This window comes from Prolixibacter sp. DSM 2831, assembly GCF_056493735.1.
In genome coordinates this window covers 24,042-47,962 of record NZ_CM151379.1, presented here as the reverse complement: position 1 = coordinate 47,962, position 23,921 = coordinate 24,042, and the positions used below count along the sequence as shown (strand labels likewise).

The 23,921-nt window shown below is 43.9% G+C and carries 16 protein-coding genes and 1 pseudogene; 10 read left to right on the top strand and 7 right to left on the bottom strand.

Going from position 1 to position 23,921, the window contains the following annotated elements; genetic code table 11:
- Nucleotides 1-107: 107 nt before the first annotated feature.
- Nucleotides 108-1,097, top strand: a complete 990-nt coding sequence (gene mgrA, locus AC060N_RS00205) for an L-glyceraldehyde 3-phosphate reductase (protein WP_479525391.1) — start codon at nt 108-110, stop codon at nt 1,095-1,097.
- A 458-nt stretch (nt 1,098-1,555) separates the two neighbouring features.
- On the opposite strand, the gene AC060N_RS00200 is transcribed toward mgrA, so the two are convergent.
- Nucleotides 1,556-1,780 carry an HTH domain-containing protein gene (locus AC060N_RS00200; protein WP_106541015.1) on the bottom strand — a complete coding sequence of 75 codons (225 nt, stop codon included), beginning with the start codon at nt 1,778-1,780 and terminating at the stop codon, nt 1,556-1,558.
- 44 nt (nt 1,781-1,824) lie between these two features.
- Here AC060N_RS00200 and AC060N_RS00195 point away from each other — a divergent pair, with 44 nt between their 5' ends.
- Complete coding sequence (locus tag AC060N_RS00195) at nt 1,825-1,965, top strand: hypothetical protein (protein WP_479525390.1); 141 nt, start codon at nt 1,825-1,827, stop codon at nt 1,963-1,965.
- Nucleotides 1,962-3,995 (top strand): thioredoxin domain-containing protein, encoded by a 2,034-nt coding sequence (locus tag AC060N_RS00190; RefSeq protein WP_479525389.1) that lies wholly within the window; start codon nt 1,962-1,964, stop codon nt 3,993-3,995. Before AC060N_RS00195 ends, AC060N_RS00190 begins: the two co-directional genes overlap by 4 nt.
- A 1-nt stretch (nt 3,996) precedes the next feature.
- Here AC060N_RS00190 and AC060N_RS00185 read toward each other — a convergent pair whose 3' ends face one another.
- Both AC060N_RS00185 and AC060N_RS00180 read right to left on the bottom strand, forming a co-directional pair.
- Entirely contained in the window at nt 3,997-4,398 is a 402-nt protein-coding gene (locus AC060N_RS00185) for a hypothetical protein (RefSeq protein ID WP_106541013.1), read from the bottom strand.
- A 275-nt stretch (nt 4,399-4,673) separates the two neighbouring features.
- The gene (locus AC060N_RS00180) at nt 4,674-5,021 is read right to left on the bottom strand and encodes a hypothetical protein (RefSeq protein ID WP_106541012.1); all 348 of its coding nucleotides are present in this window, start codon (nt 5,019-5,021) and stop codon (nt 4,674-4,676) included.
- A gap of 170 nt (nt 5,022-5,191) precedes the next feature.
- On the opposite strand from AC060N_RS00180, the gene asnS reads away from it, so the two are divergent.
- The 3 genes from asnS to AC060N_RS00165 all read left to right on the top strand — a co-directional run bounded on the left by asnS (nt 5,192) and on the right by AC060N_RS00165 (nt 8,853).
- On the top strand, nt 5,192-6,631 hold the full coding sequence (gene asnS, locus AC060N_RS00175; protein WP_479525388.1) for an asparagine--tRNA ligase: 1,440 nt from the start codon (nt 5,192-5,194) through the stop codon (nt 6,629-6,631).
- 117 nt (nt 6,632-6,748) lie between these two features.
- Nucleotides 6,749-8,206: an RNA polymerase factor sigma-54 gene (gene rpoN / locus AC060N_RS00170; protein ID WP_479525387.1), complete on the top strand. Its 1,458-nt coding sequence runs from the start codon at nt 6,749-6,751 to the stop codon at nt 8,204-8,206.
- A gap of 41 nt (nt 8,207-8,247) precedes the next feature.
- The gene (locus AC060N_RS00165) at nt 8,248-8,853 is read left to right on the top strand and encodes a hypothetical protein (RefSeq protein ID WP_106541009.1); all 606 of its coding nucleotides are present in this window, start codon (nt 8,248-8,250) and stop codon (nt 8,851-8,853) included.
- On the opposite strand, the gene AC060N_RS00160 is transcribed toward AC060N_RS00165, so the two are convergent.
- The 3 genes from AC060N_RS00160 to AC060N_RS00150 all read right to left on the bottom strand — a co-directional run bounded on the left by AC060N_RS00160 (nt 8,827) and on the right by AC060N_RS00150 (nt 11,175).
- Entirely contained in the window at nt 8,827-9,261 is a 435-nt protein-coding gene (locus AC060N_RS00160; RefSeq protein WP_170108862.1) for an SPOR domain-containing protein, read from the bottom strand. The two genes, AC060N_RS00165 and AC060N_RS00160, sit on opposite strands and share 27 nt — an antisense overlap.
- Nucleotides 9,262-9,341: 80 nt before the next feature.
- Nucleotides 9,342-10,043, bottom strand: coding sequence for a response regulator transcription factor (locus tag AC060N_RS00155; protein ID WP_106541008.1), 702 nt, complete (start codon nt 10,041-10,043; stop codon nt 9,342-9,344).
- Between the two features lie 79 nt (nt 10,044-10,122).
- Nucleotides 10,123-11,175, bottom strand: coding sequence for a sensor histidine kinase (locus tag AC060N_RS00150; protein WP_106541007.1), 1,053 nt, complete (start codon nt 11,173-11,175; stop codon nt 10,123-10,125).
- Between the two features lie 198 nt (nt 11,176-11,373).
- Here AC060N_RS00150 and AC060N_RS00145 point away from each other — a divergent pair, with 198 nt between their 5' ends.
- Both AC060N_RS00145 and AC060N_RS00140 read left to right on the top strand, forming a co-directional pair.
- A complete protein-coding gene (locus AC060N_RS00145) occupies nt 11,374-13,626 on the top strand; it encodes an inorganic phosphate transporter (protein ID WP_106541006.1) in 2,253 nt (750 codons plus the stop codon).
- Nucleotides 13,627-14,086: 460 nt separating this feature from the next.
- Nucleotides 14,087-16,873, top strand: coding sequence for a glycoside hydrolase family 2 protein (locus AC060N_RS00140; protein ID WP_479525386.1), 2,787 nt, complete (start codon nt 14,087-14,089; stop codon nt 16,871-16,873).
- Between the two features lie 202 nt (nt 16,874-17,075).
- Here AC060N_RS00140 and AC060N_RS00135 read toward each other — a convergent pair.
- Nucleotides 17,076-18,596: pseudogene (locus tag AC060N_RS00135) on the bottom strand (IS1182 family transposase); the annotation flags it as partial.
- A 586-nt stretch (nt 18,597-19,182) separates the two neighbouring features.
- Here AC060N_RS00135 and AC060N_RS00130 point away from each other — a divergent pair.
- Both AC060N_RS00130 and AC060N_RS00125 read left to right on the top strand, forming a co-directional pair.
- Nucleotides 19,183-20,931: a hypothetical protein gene (locus AC060N_RS00130; protein ID WP_479525385.1), complete on the top strand. Its 1,749-nt coding sequence runs from the start codon at nt 19,183-19,185 to the stop codon at nt 20,929-20,931.
- Nucleotides 20,932-21,079: 148 nt separating this feature from the next.
- Nucleotides 21,080-23,911 carry a TonB-dependent receptor gene (locus AC060N_RS00125; protein ID WP_479525384.1) on the top strand — a complete coding sequence of 944 codons (2,832 nt, stop codon included), beginning with the start codon at nt 21,080-21,082 and terminating at the stop codon, nt 23,909-23,911.
- The last annotated feature ends 10 nt before the right edge of the window (nt 23,912-23,921 follow it).

Sequence of the window (23,921 nt, the reverse complement as noted above, 5' to 3'; positions counted from 1 at the left end):
AAAGTCATACCTGAGGAAAAAGCAGCATCATGTTGTGCAAAATACAGATTGCATATTTTCTCTAGTTCTTGCTACCTTTAACCATCTAATCGTAAAACAAAAATCAAATGAACTATTTACCGGCATCCGATCGATACGACAACAAAATCCCTTACAACCGTTGCGGACGTAGTGGACTGAAGCTTCCTGCGATATCACTGGGGCTTTGGCACAACTTCGGTGGAGTGGACGTCATGGAAAACGGCCGCGCCATGTTGCGCTACGCTTTCGACCACGGTGTGACGCACTTCGATTTAGCCAACAATTACGGCCCCCCTCCCGGCTCAGCCGAAGAGAACTTTGGGGTAATTATGAAAAAAGATTTTTTGCCCCACCGGGATGAACTGATTATTTCCACCAAAGCCGGCTACCTGATGTGGGACGGCCCTTACGGGGAATGGGGATCGCGCAAATATGTTCTTTCCAGTTTGGATCAAAGTCTGAAACGGATGGATTTGGACTACGTTGATATTTTCTATTCGCACCGTTTCGATCCGGAAACACCGCTGGAAGAAACGATGGGCGCACTTGATTATGCCGTTCGTTCAGGAAAAGCATTGTATGCCGGCATCTCCAACTACCCAAAAGAAGCCACCAAAGAAGCGTCCCGGATTCTAAAGGAACTGGGAACTCCCTGCCTGATTCACCAGGCAAAATATTCGATGTTTGAACGTTGGGTAGAAGATGGCCTCACCGATACGCTGGAAGAAGAAGGAATTGGTTTGATCGCATTCTCTCCGTTGGCCCAGGGACTCTTAACCGATCGCTATCTTCACGGTATTCCGGAAGATTCTCGTGCAGCCAAATCCTGGGGATTCTTGCAAAAAGATGCGGTAGAACCGGCATTGGAAAAAGTGAGAAAACTAAACCAACTGGCAGAACAACGCGGCCAGTCGTTGGCACAGATGGCTATCGTGTGGTTACTGCGCGACCCAAGAACAACTTCCGTACTGATTGGTTCCAGTTCGGTAAAACAGTTGCAGAACAACCTGTCGGCATTGAAGAATCTGGAATTTAGTGATTCAGAGTTGAAGCAGATTGAAAAGATTCTGAAATAGATAAGAAATTCGATAGCTGACGGCATAACTCCGACTATTCGTCCAGGGACGCCGTTAGCCTTTGAGGAAATAAAATAGTAAGCGGGGAAGCAACCACTCTTCCCCGCTTTGGCTTTACGACTACCTAATGCATACAATCATCTATGATGATAATATCTTAGATAGCTCACACACTTTTCTCTCGGTTCTGTTTCCGCTGGTACTCCTGACATCAGCTCAACTGTGATCTAATGCCTTTTAGATAAATACCAATATATGCTTCCGGAAAAAGAATAAAGTAAACTGCCCCGGCAAAACAGGGCAGTTAACCACCTAAACTCAAAAGAAAAAATTTAATACTTACAATCACACAAACCGGGTATCCGGCCGCCGCAAATATAAGGCAGGACACTGCAAGTCAGTTGCAGTAAGCACATTTTCATGAATTTTAACGATTTTTAACAAACGAAAAAAGCCCGTTATTCGGGCTCAAACTTGATCATCATTTTTCCGGGATATTTATAATAATAAGTTTCCCGGACACGGCTATATTCTATTGGTGCTCCTCTGTCACGAAGAAAATGCAGATAATTATAAAGCGTGCGGGTGGAAATCCCCAAACGTCTTGCAAATTCGTCGGGCGCTCCTGTACTAGCCTGGTGAATGGATTCTTCCATCCGCTCAAGCACATCAACCATTTTCATTAGCTCATCCAGTTACTCAGGTTACAGACTAACAATTTTACAAAATGGTAAAGGATAATGCAAGTATGATGCCATACCAATTTTGGGATTATGCCTTTTTACCTTCGGAAAAAATAAACTTATTAACTGCCATTTCGTTTGATAAAAATGTCGATGTAAAAAAAATTAGTGGAGGAGGAAAATGAAAACCGGTTCAAGCCAACCCAAATTCATCAATGAACTCATTAATGAAACCAGTCCATATCTGCTGCAACATGCCCACAACCCGGTTGACTGGTATCCATGGGGTGACAAGGCATTGGAAAAAGCCAAATCGGAAAACAAGTTACTCCTGATTAGCATAGGCTATTCTGCTTGCCACTGGTGCCACGTGATGGAGCACGAAAGTTTCGAAGACACCGAAGTCGCGGAATTGATGAACCGCAACTATGTGTGCATTAAAGTAGACCGGGAAGAACGTCCTGACATTGACAAGATATACATGACAGCCGTTCAGCTGCTAACGCGACAAGGAGGATGGCCTTTAAACTGCATTGCCCTTCCCGACGGACGTCCCATTTGGGGCGGCACTTATTTCCCAAAGGAACAATGGACACATTACCTGAATACCATCGCAGGATTTTATCGCGATAACCGGCAGAAAACAGTTGAATATGCCGAACAACTCAATCAGGGCATTATTCAGACGTCGCTGGCTTCAGAACCGGCAGACAAAGAAACGTTCACTGTAAAAGAATGGAATGCCGTTCTGAAGAACGTTATTGACGATATTGACCACGAATCCGGAGGAAGCAAAGGAGCACCTAAGTTCCCGATGCCGGTTAACCTTAGCTTTCAGCTGCAAGCTGCTCATTTGCTACAAAACGAGGATATACTTCACCAATTCGAAAATACGCTGCAAAAAATGGCTTGGGGTGGGATTTACGACCAGGTAGGAGGCGGTTTTGCGCGATATTCGGTGGACAAAATCTGGAAAGTGCCTCATTTTGAGAAAATGCTGTACGATAATGCTCAACTGATAGGTGTTTATGCCGAAGCATTTCAGAAAACGGGGAACGAGTTATACCGGCAGGTGGTTTATCAGTCCGTTGAATTTATCAGCCGCGAAATGACTTCACCGGAAGGGGCATTTTATTCTGCCCTCGACGCCGACAGCGAAGGCGAGGAGGGCCGCTTTTATGTCTGGTCAAAAGAGGAACTAAAGCAGATTATCGAAGACGATTTCCCGCTCTTTTCCGACTATTACAATGTCAATGAGACGGGACATTGGGAAAATGGAAATTATATTCTTTTCCGGACGGAAAGTGATGAGCTATTTGTGAAGGAAAAGAATATTGAATTATCTGTTTTACAAGATAAAATTGATAATTGGAAATCGAAGCTTCTGGAAGCCAGAAGCCAACGCGAACGGCCGGGATTGGACGATAAAACACTAACTTCCTGGAATGCGCTGATGATATCCGGACTGGTCAAAGCTTACCGGGCATTCGAAGAAAAGGAATTTCTAAAACTCGCTCTGCAAAACGGCGGATTTCTGTTCACAAATCAGCTTTCGCCAGAAGGAAATTTGCTAAGAAATTACAAGAACGGCACCAGCAACATTGATGGTTTTCTGGATGACTACGCCATGCTGGCGGAAGCAAGTATTTCGCTGTTCGAAGTGACCGGCGATTCGATTTGGCTGAAACGAGCTGAGCAACTCACGCGAACCGGTTTTGCCAAATTCTATAACGAAAACGACAACCTTTTCTACTATTCACCAGGCGGCGAACAAGCTTTTGTCACCAATTCGTATGAAACATATGATAATGTAATTCCGGCAGCAAATTCAGTGATGGCGCATGTGCTGTTCCGTTTGGGGCATTTGCTCGAAAACAGAGAGTGGATCGACACAGCTTCCCGTATGGCGCTCCAACATCAAAAGCTGTTTACGAAAATTCCGGGAGCGTTTGCCAACTGGGGAAGACTACTTCTCAACCTGGCCAATCCCTATTACGAAATAGCGATTTCCGGACCTAATGCGTTAGCTCTTTCAAACGAAATTAATCTGCACTATCTGCCCAATGCAGTCATTTGTCCGGGAAACGAACGTAGCGAATTGCCGCTTCTGAAAAACCGATTGGAAGAAGATAAAACGAGGATATATGTCTGTGTCAATCAGGCATGTCAACTTCCGGTAGAAGAAGTTGCAGATGCACTAGAAATGATAAAATAGTTTACCGCTTCATTTGATACCGGATAAAAACCAAGCGGATAATCATCGCCAGCGAAAGCGTTGCGAAGACTTTTAAAGCCCTAAGCAAAACAAACTCGACGTTGTAGGGTGTAAACTCAATATTCAACCGAATGATTAGCACCGACGCGCCGAAAAGAACCAACAAGCGAAACAAAAGTTGGAAAAGACCATGTTTGATAAAGTTTCGTGCGGGATAATCACTTAAAACGAATGTGAACAGTAGAATGCAAAATACTTCAACGGTTTGAATACAGGCATATCCGGGATTATAAGGTGTAGCTTCCCAATTGACAAAAACCACTGCCAGAGATAGAGTGAATAAATATGCCAACAAAAGCAATAAATGTTCCTGCTTCAATGAAGATGCATCTTTTCTAACCATTTTGAAAATCTGTTAATTGGCCAATAAATACAAATAACTTCCTTTAAGGTGATATTACAGTATCCCCCAAACAATAGACTTTCCGGGCTGCTGCAACAACACCAAAACACTTCAACAGGCAAATAAATGCTCTGCTCTAATTGATTGTATTTATCCAGGTATTATCCGTCTTTCTATCCCGAAATTATCCTTAAAAATTGATTATTCCAAACGGAGGGAGAAACAAACATTCTTCGCTAGTCAAAAATTCTAACTTAAAAAAAAGAACCAATGCATTATTCGGCAGGATTGTCTTCAAAAACTTTCGAGAAATAGCGAATAGCACAATCCTGAAGTGTTTTCTGCTTTCTTTCCTCCGTCCAGTTGGTCAAAAGAGATTTTTCGCGGAACATTGGCCATCCGTCCCGGTCGGTTCCCAACTCTTCTACCATGCCAATTTCCTTATATAAAACACAACTGCCCAGATTGATCAGGCTCCACTTTTCAAATTTGGTAAACTTCCGAAGAGTCAATCCCCGCTCCCTAACTCCCACCAGGTACAATACGCCGTTCAGGTCAACATCCATCCCGAACATATCACTCAGTCGGTCACACAACTCATTCCAATTCTGCGGTGCACTCATTTTGTTACTTGTTTTTTGCAAAGGTAAAAAAAGACATTAAAGTCGGCTATGCAGATTTACCGTCACCCTGTCCCCTGACAATTAAAAAGATTTAAAGTTGAGGTCACCCTGTAAAAGACAAAAATCTTACTTTTGTAGTTCTGTTCAATCAGCTATAAAAATTTTTTAAAATGAAGAAGAATCAAATTATTGACATTCTGAAATCGGGCCAGGTTGGCGCCGAAATTACAGTGAAAGGTTGGGTTAGAACCCGTCGCGGCAGTAAAAATGTAAGTTTCATCGCTTTAAATGACGGCTCAACCATCAATAATTTGCAGGTGGTAGCTGATGCAGAAAACTTTGCAGAAGAGATTCTGAAGCACATTAATACAGGTGCGGCCATTGCTGCAACGGGAAAATTGGTAGAGTCGGCAGGAAGCGGTCAGTCGGTTGAACTGCAGGCGGAAAAGATTGAAATCATTGGCAAAGCCGATCCGGATAAATATCCGATTCAGCCCAAGCGTCATACGCTCGAATTTTTGCGCGATGTAGCACACTTACGTCCACGTACAGCAACTTACAGCGCCATTTTTCGTATCCGGCATAAATTGATTTTTGCTATCCACAACTTCTTCAACGAACGTGGATTTTACAATATTCATACACCAATTATCACCAGTTCTGACGCTGAAGGAGCCGGCGAAATGTTCCGGGTAACCACTTTACCCATGAACGATCTTCCCAAAACAGAAGATGGCGGAATTGATTACAGCGAAGATTTCTTCGGAAAATCAACCAATCTAACAGTTTCGGGTCAGTTGGAAGGCGAATTATTCGCTATGGCGATGTCACGTATTTACACGTTCGGTCCTACATTCCGTGCCGAAAATTCCAACACTTCTCGTCACCTCGCTGAGTTCTGGATGATTGAGCCGGAAGTTGCTTTCTTCGACCTGAACGATAACATGGATTTGGCCGAAGAGTTCCTGCAATACCTCATCCGCTATGCGCTGGATAATTGCATGGACGACCTGCAGTTCCTCAGCAAACGGCTTCAGGAAGAAGAGAAGAATAAGCCGGCCGACCAGCGTTCGATGGAATTAATCGAGAAACTCCGGTTTGTGGCCGACAACGAATTTGTTCGTTTGACGTATACCGAAGCCATCGACATTCTGAAGAATTCGAAACAGAACAAGAAAGGTAAATTCCAGTATCCGATCGAAGGATTCGGAACCGACCTGCAGAGTGAACACGAGCGCTACCTGGTGGAAAAGAAATTCCAAAAGCCCGTCATCCTGACCGATTATCCGAAAGAAATCAAAGCATTCTACATGCGGATGAATGACGATAATCAAACAGTTGCTGCCATGGATGTTCTCTTCCCGCAGATTGGTGAAATCATTGGTGGTTCGCAACGTGAAGAACGCCTGGAAGTACTGGAAAGCCGCATGGCAGAAATGAACATTCCGGCCGACGAAATGCAGTGGTACCTGGATACCCGTCGCTTCGGCGGATGCCAGCACGCAGGATTCGGATTGGGCTTTGAACGTCTCGTTCAATTCGTAACCGGAATGGGTAACATTCGCGACGTCATTCCATTCCCACGCACGCCGAAAAACTGTGAATTTTAATTAAGTTAAAAACATAAAATACGTGAACCCCGTTAATTATTGCATTAGCGGGGTTTTATTTTCACTGAAGTTTGTTCTTTATTTTATAAATTTCGGACAGATTAAAATCAGCCAGAGATGCAAAAATTAAGTCTTCAACAAAAATTGCTGCAAAAGCTTTCTCCACAGCAGATACAAGTTATCAAGCTGTTGGAGATTCCTACGATGCAGTTGGAGCAACGCATCAAGAAAGAGCTGGAAGAAAACCCGGTACTGGATATGGACAATGATAATTCCGAGTACCAGGAAGAGGAATACGACAACGATCTGAAGTCGAATGAAGATAAGGACAATGATGAATTCTCGGTAGACGATTATCTGAACGACGAAGATTATCCTTCATACAAATACACGACTCAGAATTATTCAAAGGACGACAAATTCACCGAAATACCCTTCTCATCCGGTTCATCCTTTCATGAGTACGTTGAGCAACAATTGAGCGAGGTTTATCTTTCGGAGCACGAGTTGGTACTGGCTGAGCAGATCATTGGTAATATCGACGAAGACGGCTATTTGCGCCGCGATTTGGAATCGATTATGGATGATTTGGCATTCATGCAGAATGTCACCACCGACGAGTTCGAGTTATTGCGCATTCTTAGGGTAATCCAGGAATTTGAACCACCGGGCGTAGGGGCGCGGAATCTGCGGGAATGTCTGCGTCTGCAGATGGAGAGAAAAGACCTCTCGAAACCGGAAATACAACTCGCTTCAAGGATTCTTCGCGACACATTCGATGAATTCACGCGAAAGCATTACGATAAGATTACCCGGAAATTCGGCGTTTCTGAAGATGAGTTGAAAGGCGCCATCGACGAAATATTAAAGCTGAATCCGAAGCCGGGCAGTTCGTTTAGCAATACGATTAATCGCACAAACCAATCCATTATCCCCGATTTCATTCTGGAATTGATGGATGGCGAGTTACAGCTTTCGCTGAACCAGCGGAATGTACCCGATCTTCATATCAACGGGCATTATGCCAACATGCTCAAGGCTTACCAGGAAAACCGGAAGAACTTAAGCCGTCAGGACAAGGACACCGTCATGTTCATGAAGCAGAAGCTCGATTCGGCAAAGTGGTTCATCGACGCCATTCGCCAACGGCAGCAAACACTACTGTTGGTCATGAACGAAATCATCGATTACCAGAAGGAATACTTCATGGAAGGAGATGAAACCAAGATGCGTCCAATGATTCTGAAAGACATTGCCGATAGGACCGGACTGGATATTTCAACGGTTTCGCGCGTTTCCAACAGCAAGTACATTCAAACGCATTTTGGGATTTTCCCACTCAAATATTTCTTCTCCGAATCGATGCAAAAAGACACCGGAGAAGAAGTTTCCACCAGGGAGATTAAGCAAATACTCAAAGAATGCATTGAAGGAGAGGACAAGCGCAAGCCGCTAACCGATCAGGCTCTGGCCGAAATTCTGAAGCAGAAGTCTTACCCAATTGCACGTCGTACTGTTGCCAAATACCGCGAACAGATGGACATTCCGGTCGCCCGTATGCGAAAAGAGTTGTAAGCAAAAAGAAAGGCAACAATATTCACCTGAATAATACCGTAATGGAAAAATTTTTAGCCCGAAGCATATCAATTGCTTTTCACCCTTTGTTATTACCCACACTCGGATTGCTTCTTCTGTTTCAAACAGATTTGTACATCACATTTCTATCGGGAACGCTAAAACAGGTTGTTATCATCAGCACACTGGTCAGCACGGGCGTTATTCCTGCCCTGTTTGTGCTTAGCGGACGAATATTTAAAAGCAACTCAGATTCGTGGGAGAAAGTTCCGGTCCAGACATTAACTTATCTCATTTCAGGTGTGAGTTATTTCGCCGGATATTATTTGGTTTCCAAATTACCGGTAGCTGGCTTTTTTAATGCTATTTTTCTTTCGGGAACACTGGTGTTGGTGGCTTTGGCGTTAATATCCCTTCGGTGGAATATCAGTTCACATATGGCCGCATTAGGAGCGTTGTTTGGGATTGTTTTGGCCATCATGCTACGTCTCGGACAACATGATATGGGCTTGATTGTAGTCATCCTGCTGGCCGGAGGATTTACAGGATATGCACGGCTGGTAATGGGAAAAAATAACCCGGCACAGGTTTATGCCGGGTATATCTTAGGATTTTCTATTTTATTCCTCATCTTCAATTTTGTTTGAGCGATTCATCACCCAGGCATCTTTAAACTCCGGGTATTCCTTCCGAAGCTTCAATGCCGCAGCCATTGCATCGGAGTAATCGTCAAATGACTTAATCGCCAAACGATAATAGCCGTCCATATTCCGCATAATTACGTGGGGCTTAAATCCCTTCTTACTCCATTCCTTGCTCTTTTCGCGGGCAATTTCCGGAATCGTATAGCTATTTACTACCACAAAATACTTATCATCGAGATTAACCCCTTCGTCTTTAACTACCGGTTTTGGCTTGGCTACCGGCTTGGGTTTTGGCTTGGGAGTCTCGATTTTTGGCGGTGCCGGAGGTGGCGGTGCCGGCTTCTCCTTTTTCTTACATGAATAGGAAAAAGCAACAACAATGACCATTACGGCAATCACAAATCTCTTCATAAGCGTGAATTTACGTGATTAAAACAAATGTAATAATTATCCGGTTGAATTCCATTATGAAAACTATCCGGACGGCGAGGTTAATTCACAAACTTATAACCAATACCTTTCAGCGTTTTGATATGATCGTTACCTATTTTCTCACGTAATTTTCTGATATGCACGTCGATGGTACGATCGCCCACGATCACATTCTCACCCCATACGGCATTATAAATCTCTTCGCGGGTAAAAACCTTTTCAGGCTTAGAAACCAGCAACGACAGCAATTCAAATTCCTTTCGGGGAAGAATCATCTCCTTATCATCGATTTTGAGGAGATACCGTTCCTTATCAATCGTAAGATTACCAATAGTGATGATCTGTTCGGGAGCAGCAGCTTCAGCCGCAGCAACGCCGGAGCGCTTCAACAGGGCTTTAACGCGACTGATGAGCACCTTCGGCCGAATGGGCTTGGTGATGTAATCATCGGCACCCGCCTCGAAACCGGCAATCTGTGAATAATCTTCACCACGTGCTGTCAGGAAGGCAATTACGGTATCCTTACATGACGGAATCTTGCGGATTTCTTCACAAGCCACGATACCATCCATTTCAGGCATCATGACATCCAGAATAATCAGATCCGGTTTTTTCTTTTCAGCCATTTTAATGGCTTCCACTCCATTCCTGGCCGAATACACCTTAAAACCTTCGCGCTCGAGGTTGTAGCTGATAAATTCAAGAATGTCTTCTTCGTCGTCTACCAGGAGAATTTTGTAGTTATTTTCTTTTTCTGCCATAATGATTATGATTATGCCGGGTCAGTTTTACCCTTCCAAATTACAAAATGTTAATTTGGTTTAACCCATTCCGGAAAAATTATTTGCCCGGAGTGCCCTTTTCTAACGTAAACGTAAAAGTAGTTCCTTTATCGAGAACACTCCGCACCTGTATGGTTTGGTCGTGTGCTTCAATAATATGTTTAACAATCGCCAGTCCAAGGCCGGTACCTCCCTGCTGCCGCGAACGACTTTTATCGACACGGTAGAAACGTTCGAAAATACGGGGCAGATCCTGCTTGGCAATTCCGAGACCATTGTCGCTCACCTCCACCAACACATGATCATCCATGTCGAAGAAACCAACTTTCACATAGCCGCCTTTCTTTCCGTATTTCAAACCATTCATCACCAGGTTGCTAACCGCTTCGAAAATTCGCTTTTTATCGGCGAGTACCCAAAGTGGCTTCGTATTGGTTTGCTGGAAAAGAAGTGAAATGCGGCGCTCCTGGGCTTCCATCAGCTCCAGCTCAAATACGTCTTCGGTCAGTTTCACAATGTCGAAAGTCTCCCAGTTCAGCTTCAACTCACCGGACTCTAATTTGGTGATTGACTCCAGATCTTCCACAATACTAATCATCCGGTCGATACTTCTCTCGGTACGTTCCAGATACAATCGGTTGATTTTCGGATCGTCCATTCCACCATCGAGTAACGTGAGAACGTACCCCTGAATATTAAAAATCGGGGTTTTCAGCTCATGCGAAACGTTACCCAGAAAGTCTTTCCGGTACTTTTCCAAATCGCGAAGGCGCTCAATTTCCGAAAGTTTTTCGCTGGCCCAGGCTTTTACTTCCATGTTTACCTGCGAAATAATATCAGAGCTGCCTTCCTGCCGTTTTAACTGTTTCTTTCCTTCAACCGGAACTTCCCGAATGGTTTTGTAAATTGGGGTGATTTTATCGTATATCAGGTGATTCAGAATGTAATGAATCAACAAATATGCGATTCCGAAAAAAACAGGAACAAAGAGAAAACTCCAGTACCAGTAGGTTACGTGCAGAAAGAAAGAGCTTGCCAATAAAAGCGTGAAAACGAGTGTGAGGGATACCGATAGTAACACCGACATCCTTCTTGGTGAGGAAGTATTCATTAATTGTTCGTTTTTCAATTCTATTACACTCTAAATATCAACAAATATAGGAATTGTTTGTCCGGTAAACCTAAACTAAACAATAAATAAGAAAATTCAGATAATGATAACCAGTTAACATTATTTTAACATTTCTTAACATAGGTAACAACTGTGTAACAATATCTTTGGCACGAGTTTTTTACAAAAATCTAATCAATGGAAAGCTTTTATCTAATCCTTGTAATTATCCTGTTTGCTTTGGCTGCGTCCGACCTGATTGTCGGGGTAAGTAACGACGCCGTTAACTTCCTGAATTCAGCCATAGGTTCCAAAGCCGCTCCCAAATGGCTCATTTTGGGTGTCGCCGGTTTAGGTGTTCTTATCGGAGCAACTTTTTCCAGCGGTATGATGGAGGTTGCCCGTAAAGGGATCTTCCATCCTGACATGTTTGCTTTTTCCGAAATTATGACCGTTTTCCTTGCGGTGATGATAACGGATATCATCCTGCTTGACATGTTCAATACGTTTGGTTTACCTACGTCTACAACCGTATCCATCGTGTTCGAACTTTTAGGTTCGGCTGTAGCAGTGGCTGCTGTTAAAATCAAAGAAGCCTCTGGTTCAATGGTAGAACTCGCTCAGTATATCAATACTGAAAAAGCACTCGCCATTATCTCCGGAATTCTGGTATCGGTAGTCATCGCATTTACGGTCGGGACTATCGTCCAATGGTTTACCCGACTGGTATTCACTTTTAAGTACGAGAAGAAAATCCGTTACATCGGTTCCATGTTCGGAGGTTTTGCATTTGCCGTTATCACCTATTTCATTGTCATCAAAGGTGCCAAAGGTGCATCGTGGTTAACACCTGAAAATGTTGACTTCCTCAAAAACAACATGTGGACGATTCTATTTTTCAGCTTCATTGGGTGGACCATTTTACTACAAATTCTCCAGTTCATTTTCAAGAAATTCGACGTTCTCAAGTTCATCGTACTGGTAGGAACCTTCGCGTTAGCGATGGCTTTCGCCGGAAATGATTTGGTGAACTTTATCGGGGTACCGCTTGCCGGATTCGAATCGTTCAAAGCGTGGATGGCTGCCGGTGCCGTTAATCCGGATGGATTCACCATGAACATTCTCAACCAACCGGTGAAAACCGATACCTACATGCTCTTGATCGCTGGACTCATCATGATTGGAACCCTGATTGCCTCCCGAAAAGCAAAATCGGTGGTTGCTACCACTGTCGATTTGGCCCGTCAGGCTGAAGGTGACGAGCGCTTTGGTTCTTCCTACGCATCACGTGCCCTGGTACGCTCTTCTATTCGCACCGGCGATAGATTGAAACGCATTCTGGGAAGCCGGGTTACCAGCTGGATCGACAGCCGTTTCGAAGCTGTTCCGATAGACGATACGAATCCGGACCGACCGCATTTCGATAAAATCAGGGCGGCCAGTAACCTGATTGTTGCATCGGTATTGATTACCATCGGTACCAACCTGAAACTACCGCTTTCAACAACTTACGTTACCTTCATGGTAGCCATGGGTACTTCGTTGGCTGACCGCGCCTGGGATCGTGAATCAGCCGTTTACCGTATTTCAGGTGTCTTCACGGTAGTAGGAGGTTGGTTCCTGACCGCTTTTGTTGCTTTCACCGTTTCACTCATCATTGCTACCCTGATTTCACTCGGTGGACAGTACATGATTTTTGTCTTTGCTGCTGTTGCTGCTGTTATGGTGATTCGCACCTATGTATTCTTCCGCAAACGCGAAGCTAAAAAGCTGGAAGAAGAGGATTTCCCGGAAGCAACTGTAGAAGTAGAAAAGGTACTGGACAAGTCCAATCAGAAAGTAACCAACGCGATTATTTCCACATCGAAAGCTTACTTCCTTGCGCTGGAAAGTTTCTTTGCCCAAAACCGGAAACAACTGGCACAGATTGATCGCGACGTGGAAGAGTTCAACCAGAAAGCGAGAAAGCTGAAAGCCAACATTTCCAAGGTGGTGCAAAAATTACAGAAAGATTCGGTTGAAACCGGACATTTCTACGTGCAAATTGTTGACTACCTGCGTGAAATGGCTCACTCAATCAAATACGTAGTTGGCCCGTTGCACCAGCATGTGGAAAACAATCACAAGCCATTCAACGATGACCAGGTTGAAGATTTAACCAAGTTCAGTTCGCAAATTACCGACTTCCTGAATTTTGCTCTTCACATTATTAAAGAAAGCGAGTTCGATCAAATTGAAGAACTGATTGCCAAACGACAGGTCATCATCGATAACATCCGCGATTTGGAGAAAAACCAGATTCGCCGTATCAAGAAGAAAGAAGTCAATAGCCGCAACTCGGTTCTGTTTTTCAATGTGATGTCAGAAACCAAAAACCTGTTGCTACAAACTGTTAACATGGTCAAATCGACCCGTGATTTTATCACACATTCAACAATGGAACAACAATAAAACTGGTTGCTTCAATATACTGAGCCCTTCCACATCCGGGAAGGGCTTTTCTTTTTGTCCCAGAATACCTCCCTTTATTTAAGCACTCCACAGCAATTTTTGTTAATTAATTGTTAATCTGTAATACCCTCGAAATATTTCTTTAAGCACTTATTTAATCTGAATTAGCATTCACTTACTATTTCATCTTTAACTATGTAGTCTGAAAAAGTTGAAATAGAAAACAGATTGAACAAGCCAGCTTTCTTTAGTAGAAAAACGGCAAGGTGAGAATTCATTAGAAACATATAGGTTCAGAACAATTTTTCAAGAGGCCATTGTTAGATGGCAAGTAACTTTCCTTTCCAAAAAGGGTACCTGAAGCGTCGGGTGCCCTTTTTCTTTTTATTGCTAAACAGGCTTCGCTTCAATACAGAATGTGATTATCTTTAACATGTTCTAATCCAAAATAAACCAAACAATGAAACTGATTATTTCACTATTCTTTCTCTGCTCATTTTTCTATGCAGCAGCGGCGGCGCCAAATGCGCCGGAAAATATCCCCTTAAAAGAACATCCGCGTCCGGGATTCCAACGCAACACATTCCAAAACCTGAACGGAACATGGCATTTCCGGACCGATAAAAACAATGTAGGGGTCAGGCAGCATTGGCAAAACCAACCGGAAAGCTTCGACCAGCAAATACTGGTTCCTTTTTCGTGGGCAAGTCCAAAGTCAGGAATAAAAGAACCCGATGTACATTACGGATGGTACACCCGGGAATTCACGCTGAATGGCGAACTCACCGCGTCCGAAGGGAAAACCTACCTGGTTTTCATGGCCAGCGATTTTCATACCACCGTGTGGCTGAACGGTCATAAAGTAGGGGAGCATCGTGGCGGATACACCCCTTTCGATTTCGATATTCAACCTTACCTGCAACAAGGGAAAAACCGATTGGTAGTGCGCGTAGAGGATCGTGATTTGGACAATCGCCCATCCGGTAAACAGTACTATGGTAACGCCCGGGGAATCTGGCAAACTGTCTATCTGGAGAAACGTCCGGACATCTTTATCAAACAGGTTCATTTTTTTCCGGACATCGACAAAAAGCAAGTAACCGTCCGGGTAACGCTTTCGCGGAAAGCCAAAACAGACTGGCCTTTTGCTTTAACAGGAGAAAACAACAACCTGCATCTGAAAGGAATGATTCCCGCCTCGGATGCCACGGCTCAATTCACCCTTCCGGTGAAGAACATGCTCTTATGGGAATTGAGTAATCCCTTCTTATATAATGTAACCGTTACCGCGGGAAAAGGAAAACAAGCCGATGAGATTCATACCTACTTCGGGATGCGGAAAATTTCATCGGTCAAAATCCCCGGAGAAGATTTCTGGTACGTGGCTTTGAATAACAAACCAATTTACCTGCGCCTGACACTCGACCAAAGTTATCATCCGGAAGGTTTTTACACCTTTCCTTCCGATAACTTCATGAAAAACGAAATAAAACGGGCCAAAGCGCTCGGCTTAAACGGACTTCGTATTCACATCAAAGCCGAAATTCCGCGCAAACTTTTCTGGGCAGATAAACTCGGGCTTCTTATCATGGAAGATATCCCGAACTTTTGGGGGCCGCCGACACCGGAAGCAAAAAAGAACTGGGAGGAGTTGGCTGTAGCCGAGTTCAACCGCGATTTCAATCATCCATCCATTTTTTCATGGGTTCTGTTCAACGAAACCTGGGGACTTTTTTCCGGAAAAGGAAACAATCGAAAATACACACCTTCTACTCAACAATGGGTCGCCGACTGGTATCACAAAGCAAAAGAAATGGACCCAACCCGTTTGGTGGAAGATAACTCGCCTTGTAACTACGACCATGTGGTAACCGACCTCAACACCTGGCATGCCTACTTACCTGCAAGGCAATGGTCCGATTTTTTGGATAATGTAGTCGCTAAAACTTTTCCTGGCTCAACCTTCAATTATATCAACGGGCACAAGCAAGGAAAGGTGCCGATGCTCAACTCAGAGTGTGGTGCCGTGTGGGGTTATGCAGGCAGTACCGGCGATATCGACCTGACCTGGGAATACCATGTTATGATGAACGAATTCAGGCGAAGGCCTAAAATCGCCGGTTTCCTGTTCACTGAATTCCACGACGTGATTAATGAATGGAACGGCTACTACCGCTTCGACCGCAGTAAGAAAATATTTGGACTGTCGGACCTCGTTCCGGGCATGAGCATGCGCGATTTTCATTCCAATTACTACGTCATTCCGGGCAAAGATTTTTACGAGGTTTATCAGGCCGGGCAGAAAATAACCATTCCTGTTACGCTTTCATCTGTTACCCAAAAGAATATCGGACCAGCAACCATTGCCTGGTATATTACAGGATATTCACCTACAGGAAAAGTAATTCAAGGCGAGAGCGGGACCATGCCGGCTGTCATAAAACCGTTCGAGGCAGTTCAGCAAGAAAACGTTACAACCAACCTTCCCGAAAATCTGGCGTCAGGTATGTTGGTTACCTTACTGAAAGATGAAAACGGTGATATTATTCAACGAAATTTTCTTCCATTCCGGGCAACCGGTACAAAACTACCGGTGAATACGGTTGCAATGTCGCCTAATCAATTCAGCAAAGCCGACTGGAGCATCAAATACCGGAAGCCGCAGGAAGGGAAAAAAGTGTGGGGAATGGGTACCGGATATTTCGAATACCGATTTAAGGTGCCGATCGATTTGAATTTGGAGAATGTGACCGGTGCAATCTTCCGTTGTGAGGTTGCATCTAGGTTTCCTCAGAGCAAATACCTGGAAGATGGTGATGCTGAAAATATCGGGATGACCATCGTTACCGAAAAAGGAACTGACCCGGGTTATGGGCAAAACTCCTATCCACAAACTGATGAAAAGAAACATTCCGGCTCACTCTCTATCTCCATCGATGGAAAACCGTTGAACCAAATTCTTCTGGAAGATGATCCAGCCGACCACCGGGGCATGCTGTCGTGGATGAACCAGGAACCCGGAAATAAGTGGGGAGAAGACACTGGCAAAAAGTGGATGCTCGACGAAGCGGGTTCGTATGGTTACCTGATTACAGTTGGATTATCGCTCGACGAGGTAAAAGAAGCTGTGAAAAAAGGATTCATCACCATTCGTTTGACATCGGAAAAAGGAGGTCTCTCTGTTTACGGAGCAGAATCCGGTCGGTACCCGGTCGACCCGCAGATTGAATTTTTGACAAAAGAGTAATACCATTATATATAAATGGAAAGAGGCTGTCCAAAAAGGGCGGCCTCATTTTTTAAGCAGCTAACCTGATTGTTCCGAACATTTTCCTGATTTTTGGTAGGCATTGTTGTAAGTCTGCTTTTGTGCAGGATATTGCTTCAAAAACGAAAATAATTGTATAAGGAACGGAATTTTTCGGATGTTTGGACACAGTTAGGGCCACTAACTTCCTCAAGTTGTGTCCAATGGCCATTAACCCAAACTCTACTTCCACCTTGGATAATCCTTTGAGGGTAAACCGGTTAAATTTGTTGTTTGATTTCAGCTGCCCAAACACCGCTTCCGGTTCGATGGGGCGCATGCTGCGGTGGTAAAGGCCTTCTTCACTGGTTAACCTTTCTCTTGCCAACCGGCGTAATCGGGTTAGATTGTGGTTGATTTCGAGCTTTCGGTTCCCCCTGGCTTTATAGCACAGCCCCCGAAGCGGGCATCCCGTGCAATTTTGTGCCTGGTAGATACTCACCTGGTATTGATATCCCAACTGTGTTTTGCGCTTGTTGTTACTCACCCTGTTCATGCGTTGTCCCATGGGGCAGACATAAAAATCCTTTTGCTGATTGTAATACAGGTTTGCTGGCAAAAAAGCATTATTCCTTTGACTTCTTTTTTGTTCTTTATGAAAGTAGTTGTACTTGACAAAGGCTTTTATGCCCTGATTTTCCAGATGTTGGTAGTTCTCTTCGCTGCCATAGCCTGAGTCGGCAACCACCGTGGACGATCGCCTGTTGTAAAGTGATTCAAAATGGTCAAGGTGTGGTATCAGAGTGCTGGTATCGCCGGCGCGCTGATGAAGTGAAAAATGGGTAATAAACTGGTTCTCCGTGCTGATCTGAGTATTGTAAGCAGGCTTTAACTGCCCGTTTTTCATATGATCCTCTTTCATGCGCATGAAGGTGGCATCGGTATCCGTTTTTGAGTAGCTGTTTCTTTGGCCCAGGGTTTCCAGTTGCTGTTTGTATTTTTTCAGCTTCGGTAAGGCATCCGATTCCAATTGTTTCAACTGTTTTTGCTGTTTCCTGTTTAGTTTTGAGAGTTGCTCATTTATCTGGCGAATCTTCTGTTGCAACAGTTCGGAATCAATCGTCTGTGGCAGAGAATCTTCATCAGGAGCAGCAGAGTCCACTTCAATGCTTTCCTCAATCTCTTTTAGTACTTTCTCGATTTTGGCTTCAAGCTTCTCCTTGTATTTTTCAACTGAGCCACGCCAAACAAAAGTGTAGCGATTCGAGGTTGCTTCGATTTTGGTCCCGTCGATGTATTGTACATCAAGGCTAACGTACCCCATTTCGTTCATTAACCGAACCATGGAGGCAAACAACTGATGGATTTTATTTTTTAATTTCTGACTGCGGAAGTTATTAATGGTCCTAAAATTAGGCGTTGCTTCACCCGAAAGCCACATGTAATGGATATTTTCCTGAAGTTGCCGTTCTATTTTCCGGCAGGAATAGATATTGTTCAGATAACTGTAAAACAGTATCTTAATCATTACCCGAGGATGATACGAACTTGTTCCGCCGCCTTTATACGTCGATAAAATATCGTCTATGTTTAACTGGTCAACAACCTGATTAACCAGACGAACCGGGTGATTAGCCGCTATTTTATCGCTTAGGTTACCCGGAAACAGTACGGACTGTTGGGAAGTAACACTTTTAAATCGTACGTTTGATCGTGTTGTCATTAGCACCTTTAAGATACAAACCTTAAAGCGACAACAAAAACAAAGGCTGTCCAATTTTACTTTTTGGACAGCCTCTTTTTTATTTGCTCAACCATCGCTCCTTTAATTTTCACTTTTCATCCGGCTGAAATCTCCCGTCGACAATTTCTTCCCTGGTACTATTTTTTAATTTCTTACATCGTCCTGAACAGCCTGTTTTTAGCCGAAAACCGCCCCAAAGGCTATCAAAATTTTGTGACAAAAATACTTCCCTACATTGTTACAACTCACCTCTGTAATATCATTCAAAATACCATACAATAAGCTGTACTACTGATAATTAATCATTAATCAAATTGTAACAGCACCGACCTTATTGTAACACAAAAGTTAATATTCCTTAATCACAGTGTAATATTTTACGTCGTTCTTCACATCGAATTCGAAAGGGATTGATATTCAAAAATATGACAAAAATGTAACAACTAATTTCTTCACCAAAAACGGCTTTAAACCGTGGAGAGAAAGAAGCAATTAATGAACATAAATATCAAATCCAAAAAAGAAAAAACGAACCCGAATTTTAAATTAAATAATGAAGAGGATTATGAAAAAATTGCATTTTTTCCTGTTTGCAACACTGATTATGGGCGCAGTCGTTTTGAACTCATGTTCAAAAAATGACAGCCCTTCAGTAGCAGATGCTCCATCTGTAAGTGCTCCTTCTGTCAACACCGATGTACAGGTTGCTACAGACGTTGATGTTACTTTCAATGTTTCTGTTCCCGGAGGATACAATTCAGCCACTGCAAATGCCACAGGAGGTTCAGCTACTATTAAGAGTGAACTTACTGCAGGAGCAACCAGCGGCGATGTAGTTGTTACCTTTACTGCTGACAACGAAGTTGGTGCAGGTTCAGTTAGCCTGACCATTACCGATGCCAATTCCAAATCGGACAATGCTACAGCAACGATGAACAAAACTGCTGAGCCGGCAATGCCGACCAAAGATGTCTACGCGAGTGCTGATGGTATTGGAACCGTAACCTGGAGTGCCGACACAATCTATGTATTGCGTGGTTTCATCTTTGTTAACGACGGTCAAACGTTGACCATCGAGCCCGGAACTATCATTAAAGGACAGCCCGGACAGGGTGCTGGCGCATCTGCTTTAATCGTTGCCCGTGGTGCTAAAATCATGGCTGAAGGTACCGCAGACAAGCCTATCATCATGACTGGTCTGGCTGACGACCTGAATGGTTCTGTACCGGACGATGCCAACCAAACCTGGGGTGGCTTGATCATTCTTGGTAAAGCAACTACCAGCAACGTTGCTGAAGGTGGCGAAAAATCAATCGAAGGTATTCCCGAAACTGAAACACGCGGATTGTACGGTGGTACTGATGATACCGACAACTCAGGTGTATTAAAATATGTATCTGTTCGTCACGGTGGTAGTGTAATTGGCGCCGACAATGAAATCAACGGTATTTCACTGGGTGCTGTAGGTTCAGGAACAACCCTTGATCACATTGAAGTATTCTCTAACTTCGACGATGGTATCGAGTTCTTCGGTGGTGCTCCGAATCTGAGACACGCTGTTCTTTCATACACCGGTGACGACGGTCTGGACGAAGACGAAGGTTTCCACGGAACTGTTCAGTACGCCCTGGTATGGAAAAAAGCTTCAGTTAACGAAAGTAGCGACCCACGCGGTTCTGAAGATGACGGTGGTGTTGGAGCCAACGAAGCTGCAAGACCTTTCGCTACCGTAGCAAATGTTAACGTTACGCTGTATAACGAAGGAACCAACGATAACCTGACTCCGAGCAACAAGCAGACCATCTATATGCGCGATGGTTGGGCAGGACGTTGGATCAACTCTGTATTCTACGGGTTCGATGGTCCTATCGATATGGAGAGAAGAACTGACAAAATCAATGCAACTGATAACAAATCAGCAAGCTGTTACGATATGTGGCTTTCTGTTGCCGATGGTGGTTATGGAACGCTGAAAATCGAAAACAACCTGATTTATACCAATAATGCATTCTCCAACGATTCTACCGGGTTTGCCAACATGTTCCAGCTCAGCGACGAAACTGATGCAGCTCTGGAATATAATGTAGAGAAATACCTGATGGCGAAAAACAAAATCGGTGACCCTGCTTTCGGAACAGGTGCTCAGAAATTCACTCCGACCTCAGCAGATATAACTAATGACGTGGCTACAGGTCTTGCTTCTGCATACAATGCAAGCCTGGAAGACGCAGGTTTCAAAGGCGCAGTTGACCCGAATGCAACGACTCCGTTCTTTGCTAACTGGACAAAAACCTGGGAAGTGATTAACAACTAATACCCAGTGATGATATACAAAAGGGCCAATTCACTTTGGCCCTTTTTTTAGAATACCATGTGACAAAATCTTTACATAAAAATCAACCGAATAAACCAACATAACAAAGCCAAAATTTTATCAGTCTAAGAATTTTAACAGATTTATTATGAATTTCAAGCATGCTGTATTAAGTCTAATGTTGGTAATTGGTAGTGTTTTTTCTGCCTTTGCCCAAACAACAGGGTCCGTCCGGCTGACAGTGGTTGATGACAAAACCGGAGAGACTTTGATTGGGGCAACGGTAATGATTGAAGGAACCTCGAAAGGAACCATTACCGACTTTGATGGAATTGCCACACTAAACAATATAAACGCTGGCACATACAATGTCAGAGTTTCATACATTTCATACCAAACTACTGTCATTTCCGATGTAAAAGTTGAAGCTGGTAAAGCGGAAGAGTTGACCGTCCACTTGAAACCGGCCGATCTCGAAATCAATGAAGTTGTTATTACCGCCAAAGCGGCAAAAAACAGCGAAAACGCTCTGCTCACGTTGCAACGCAAATCACCGAAACTTTTCGACGCTATTACCGCCGACCAGTTTTCAAGGATTGGTGTAAGCGATGCAGCCGGTGCCCTGAAAAAGGTAACCGGTGTCACCATCACATCAGGAAAATATGTATTTGTCAGGGGACTGGGTGACCGCTATAGTAAATCAGTACTGAATGGTTCCGATGTTCCAAGTCTTGACCCGAACAAAAACTCGGTTCAGCTCGACTTGTTCCCAACGAACCTGATTGACAACATCATCGTTTATAAGACATTTACGCCCGATCTTCCGGGCGATTTCACCGGAGGATTAGTAGACATCACAACAAAGGATTTTCCGACTTCCTTTAACCTGACATTTTCGGCCGGACTCGAATACAATCCGCAGGCCAACTTAAACAGCGACTTTCTGGCACCCAAAGGAAGTTCAACTGATTTCCTGGGATATGATAACGGCTTCCGGGCATTACCAAAAGAAATTTCGCAGTACAGTGCCAGTGATTTCCCCGATCCGTACCTCAATAAAAATGAAATCACGTCGGTTTCACGTGCGTTTAAAAACCGCCAATTCAATCCGGGAAAAGCTTCACAGTTTCTGAATCACAGTTTCAGCTTCTCGGTAGGTGACCAGGTGAAACTTTTCGGCAAACCGCTCGGATACATTTTCGGACTGTCGTACAATCGGAAATATGCCAACTACACCGATGGGGTTCAAAATTCCTACGAGGGAATTAGTGAAGGACAAACCACATTGAACCGTGACATTCACATGGCTACAACCGAACATAAATCAGATGATGAGGTATTGCTCGGTGCCATGTTCAACACCTCATACAAGTTCAACAATAACAACAAAATTGGCTTGAGTCTGATGACCAACCAAAGTGGAACAAATGATGCTCGTTATCAGGACGGTTACTTGCTGGATGCCAACCCCGACTCAACAACCCACTTGCAAAACCGAGCTATCACCTACACGCAACGGGCTTTCCGTAACGGACAGCTTCGGGGTGAACATGTGTTTCCACACCTGAACAACCTAAGTGTAAAATGGAGCAACTCATTCACTCTTTCTTCCATCAAGCAGCCCGACACGCGAATGATCAGGAACCAATACACGATCAATCAACAGGGAGACACCCTTTATTATATGGGAAACCTTGACCGTCCGTCCCGCTTCTACCGTGACCTGAAAGAGCTCAACAATAGTTCAAAACTCGATTTCACCATTCCGGCGAAGTTATTTGGCGACCGTGATTCGAAAATCAAGTTCGGAGGTTTGTATACCTACAAGAATCGTGAATTCCGTGAGAACATTTACCAGTACAATATCCAGTCGAATAAAAACTTTGACGGTGATATCAGCATCTTCTTTCAGGACCAAAACCTAGGTTATGTCGACGGAACGCTGAAAAACTACCTGATGATGATTAACATCGATGGTAATAACTTCGATGCTTACCAACGTTTGTTCGCGGGTTACGCAATGATTGAAAGTCCGATTGCCGAAAAACTGAATCTGACGGCTGGTGTCCGGATGGAAAAAACCGATATGGAACTGCGCGCCTTTAACGATTCGACAGGTACGATTAAGACCAATGACCTGCTTCCGTCGATTGCGCTGACCTATAATATTAACGATAAAACCAATATTCGTGCTTCAGCTAACCGCACCCTGGCGCGACCTTCATTCAGGGAATTTGCGCCGTTGGCTACATATGACTTCTTCGGTGGATACATTCAAAATGGTAATCCCGATTTAAAACGTACATTGGTGAACAACTTCGACCTGCGCTGGGAAAAATACCCAAGCCCGGGAGAATATCTGTCGGCAAGTCTGTTCTATAAAAAGTTCTTTAATCCGATTGAGAACGCTCAGCTACCACGTGCCGGAGGATCAACCAGTCAGTTCCAGTTTAAAAACGTTGACAAATCGACCCTATACGGTGCGGAGATTGAGATCAGAAAGAACCTGGGCTCATTTACGGAAGCACTGAAGAATTTCCGTGTCTCAGCCAACTATACATATGTTTACTCATACGTGAATGTTACTGCAGAAGAGTTGGTAGCCATCCGCGCCTGGAATCCGGGAGCAAGCGATACCCGGCCAATGTATAATCAGGCTCCGTATACATTCAATACCAGTTTATCATACGATAACCCGGAAAAAGGATGGGAATCGACATTGAGTTACAATGTCAGCGGGAAACGATTGATTGTTTACCAGATTGACCTGCCGTCGATTTATCTGCAACCGATGCCCGAGATGAATTTCACGCTGAAAAAAAACCTATCCAAACGTTGTTCATTGATGTTTAAAGCGAAAAACATTCTGGACAATACGTACAAGGAGCAAATTACACTTGGCAACAATGTTTACTATACGACCAAGTACCAACAAGGCCGTACTTATGCCATTTCGTTCAGCTATAATCTAAGTAAATAGGAAAACATAC

Bases quoted from the DNA above. Each gene is read 5' to 3' on its own strand.
- mgrA (WP_479525391.1), top strand. From the start codon at position 108: ATGAACTATTTACCGGCATCCGATCGATACGACAACAAAATCCCTTAC.
- AC060N_RS00200 (WP_106541015.1), bottom strand. From the start codon at position 1,780: ATGAAAATGGTTGATGTGCTTGAGCGGATGGAAGAATCCATTCACCAG.
- AC060N_RS00195 (WP_479525390.1), top strand. From the start codon at position 1,825: ATGGTAAAGGATAATGCAAGTATGATGCCATACCAATTTTGGGATTAT.
- AC060N_RS00190 (WP_479525389.1), top strand. From the start codon at position 1,962: ATGAAAACCGGTTCAAGCCAACCCAAATTCATCAATGAACTCATTAAT.
- AC060N_RS00185 (WP_106541013.1), bottom strand. From the start codon at position 4,398: ATGGTTAGAAAAGATGCATCTTCATTGAAGCAGGAACATTTATTGCTT.
- AC060N_RS00180 (WP_106541012.1), bottom strand. From the start codon at position 5,021: ATGAGTGCACCGCAGAATTGGAATGAGTTGTGTGACCGACTGAGTGAT.
- asnS (WP_479525388.1), top strand. From the start codon at position 5,192: ATGAAGAAGAATCAAATTATTGACATTCTGAAATCGGGCCAGGTTGGC.
- rpoN (WP_479525387.1), top strand. From the start codon at position 6,749: ATGCAAAAATTAAGTCTTCAACAAAAATTGCTGCAAAAGCTTTCTCCA.
- AC060N_RS00165 (WP_106541009.1), top strand. From the start codon at position 8,248: ATGGAAAAATTTTTAGCCCGAAGCATATCAATTGCTTTTCACCCTTTG.
- AC060N_RS00160 (WP_170108862.1), bottom strand. From the start codon at position 9,261: ATGAAGAGATTTGTGATTGCCGTAATGGTCATTGTTGTTGCTTTTTCC.
- AC060N_RS00155 (WP_106541008.1), bottom strand. From the start codon at position 10,043: ATGGCAGAAAAAGAAAATAACTACAAAATTCTCCTGGTAGACGACGAA.
- AC060N_RS00150 (WP_106541007.1), bottom strand. From the start codon at position 11,175: ATGAATACTTCCTCACCAAGAAGGATGTCGGTGTTACTATCGGTATCC.
- AC060N_RS00145 (WP_106541006.1), top strand. From the start codon at position 11,374: ATGGAAAGCTTTTATCTAATCCTTGTAATTATCCTGTTTGCTTTGGCT.
- AC060N_RS00140 (WP_479525386.1), top strand. From the start codon at position 14,087: ATGAAACTGATTATTTCACTATTCTTTCTCTGCTCATTTTTCTATGCA.
- AC060N_RS00130 (WP_479525385.1), top strand. From the start codon at position 19,183: ATGAAAAAATTGCATTTTTTCCTGTTTGCAACACTGATTATGGGCGCA.
- AC060N_RS00125 (WP_479525384.1), top strand. From the start codon at position 21,080: ATGAATTTCAAGCATGCTGTATTAAGTCTAATGTTGGTAATTGGTAGT.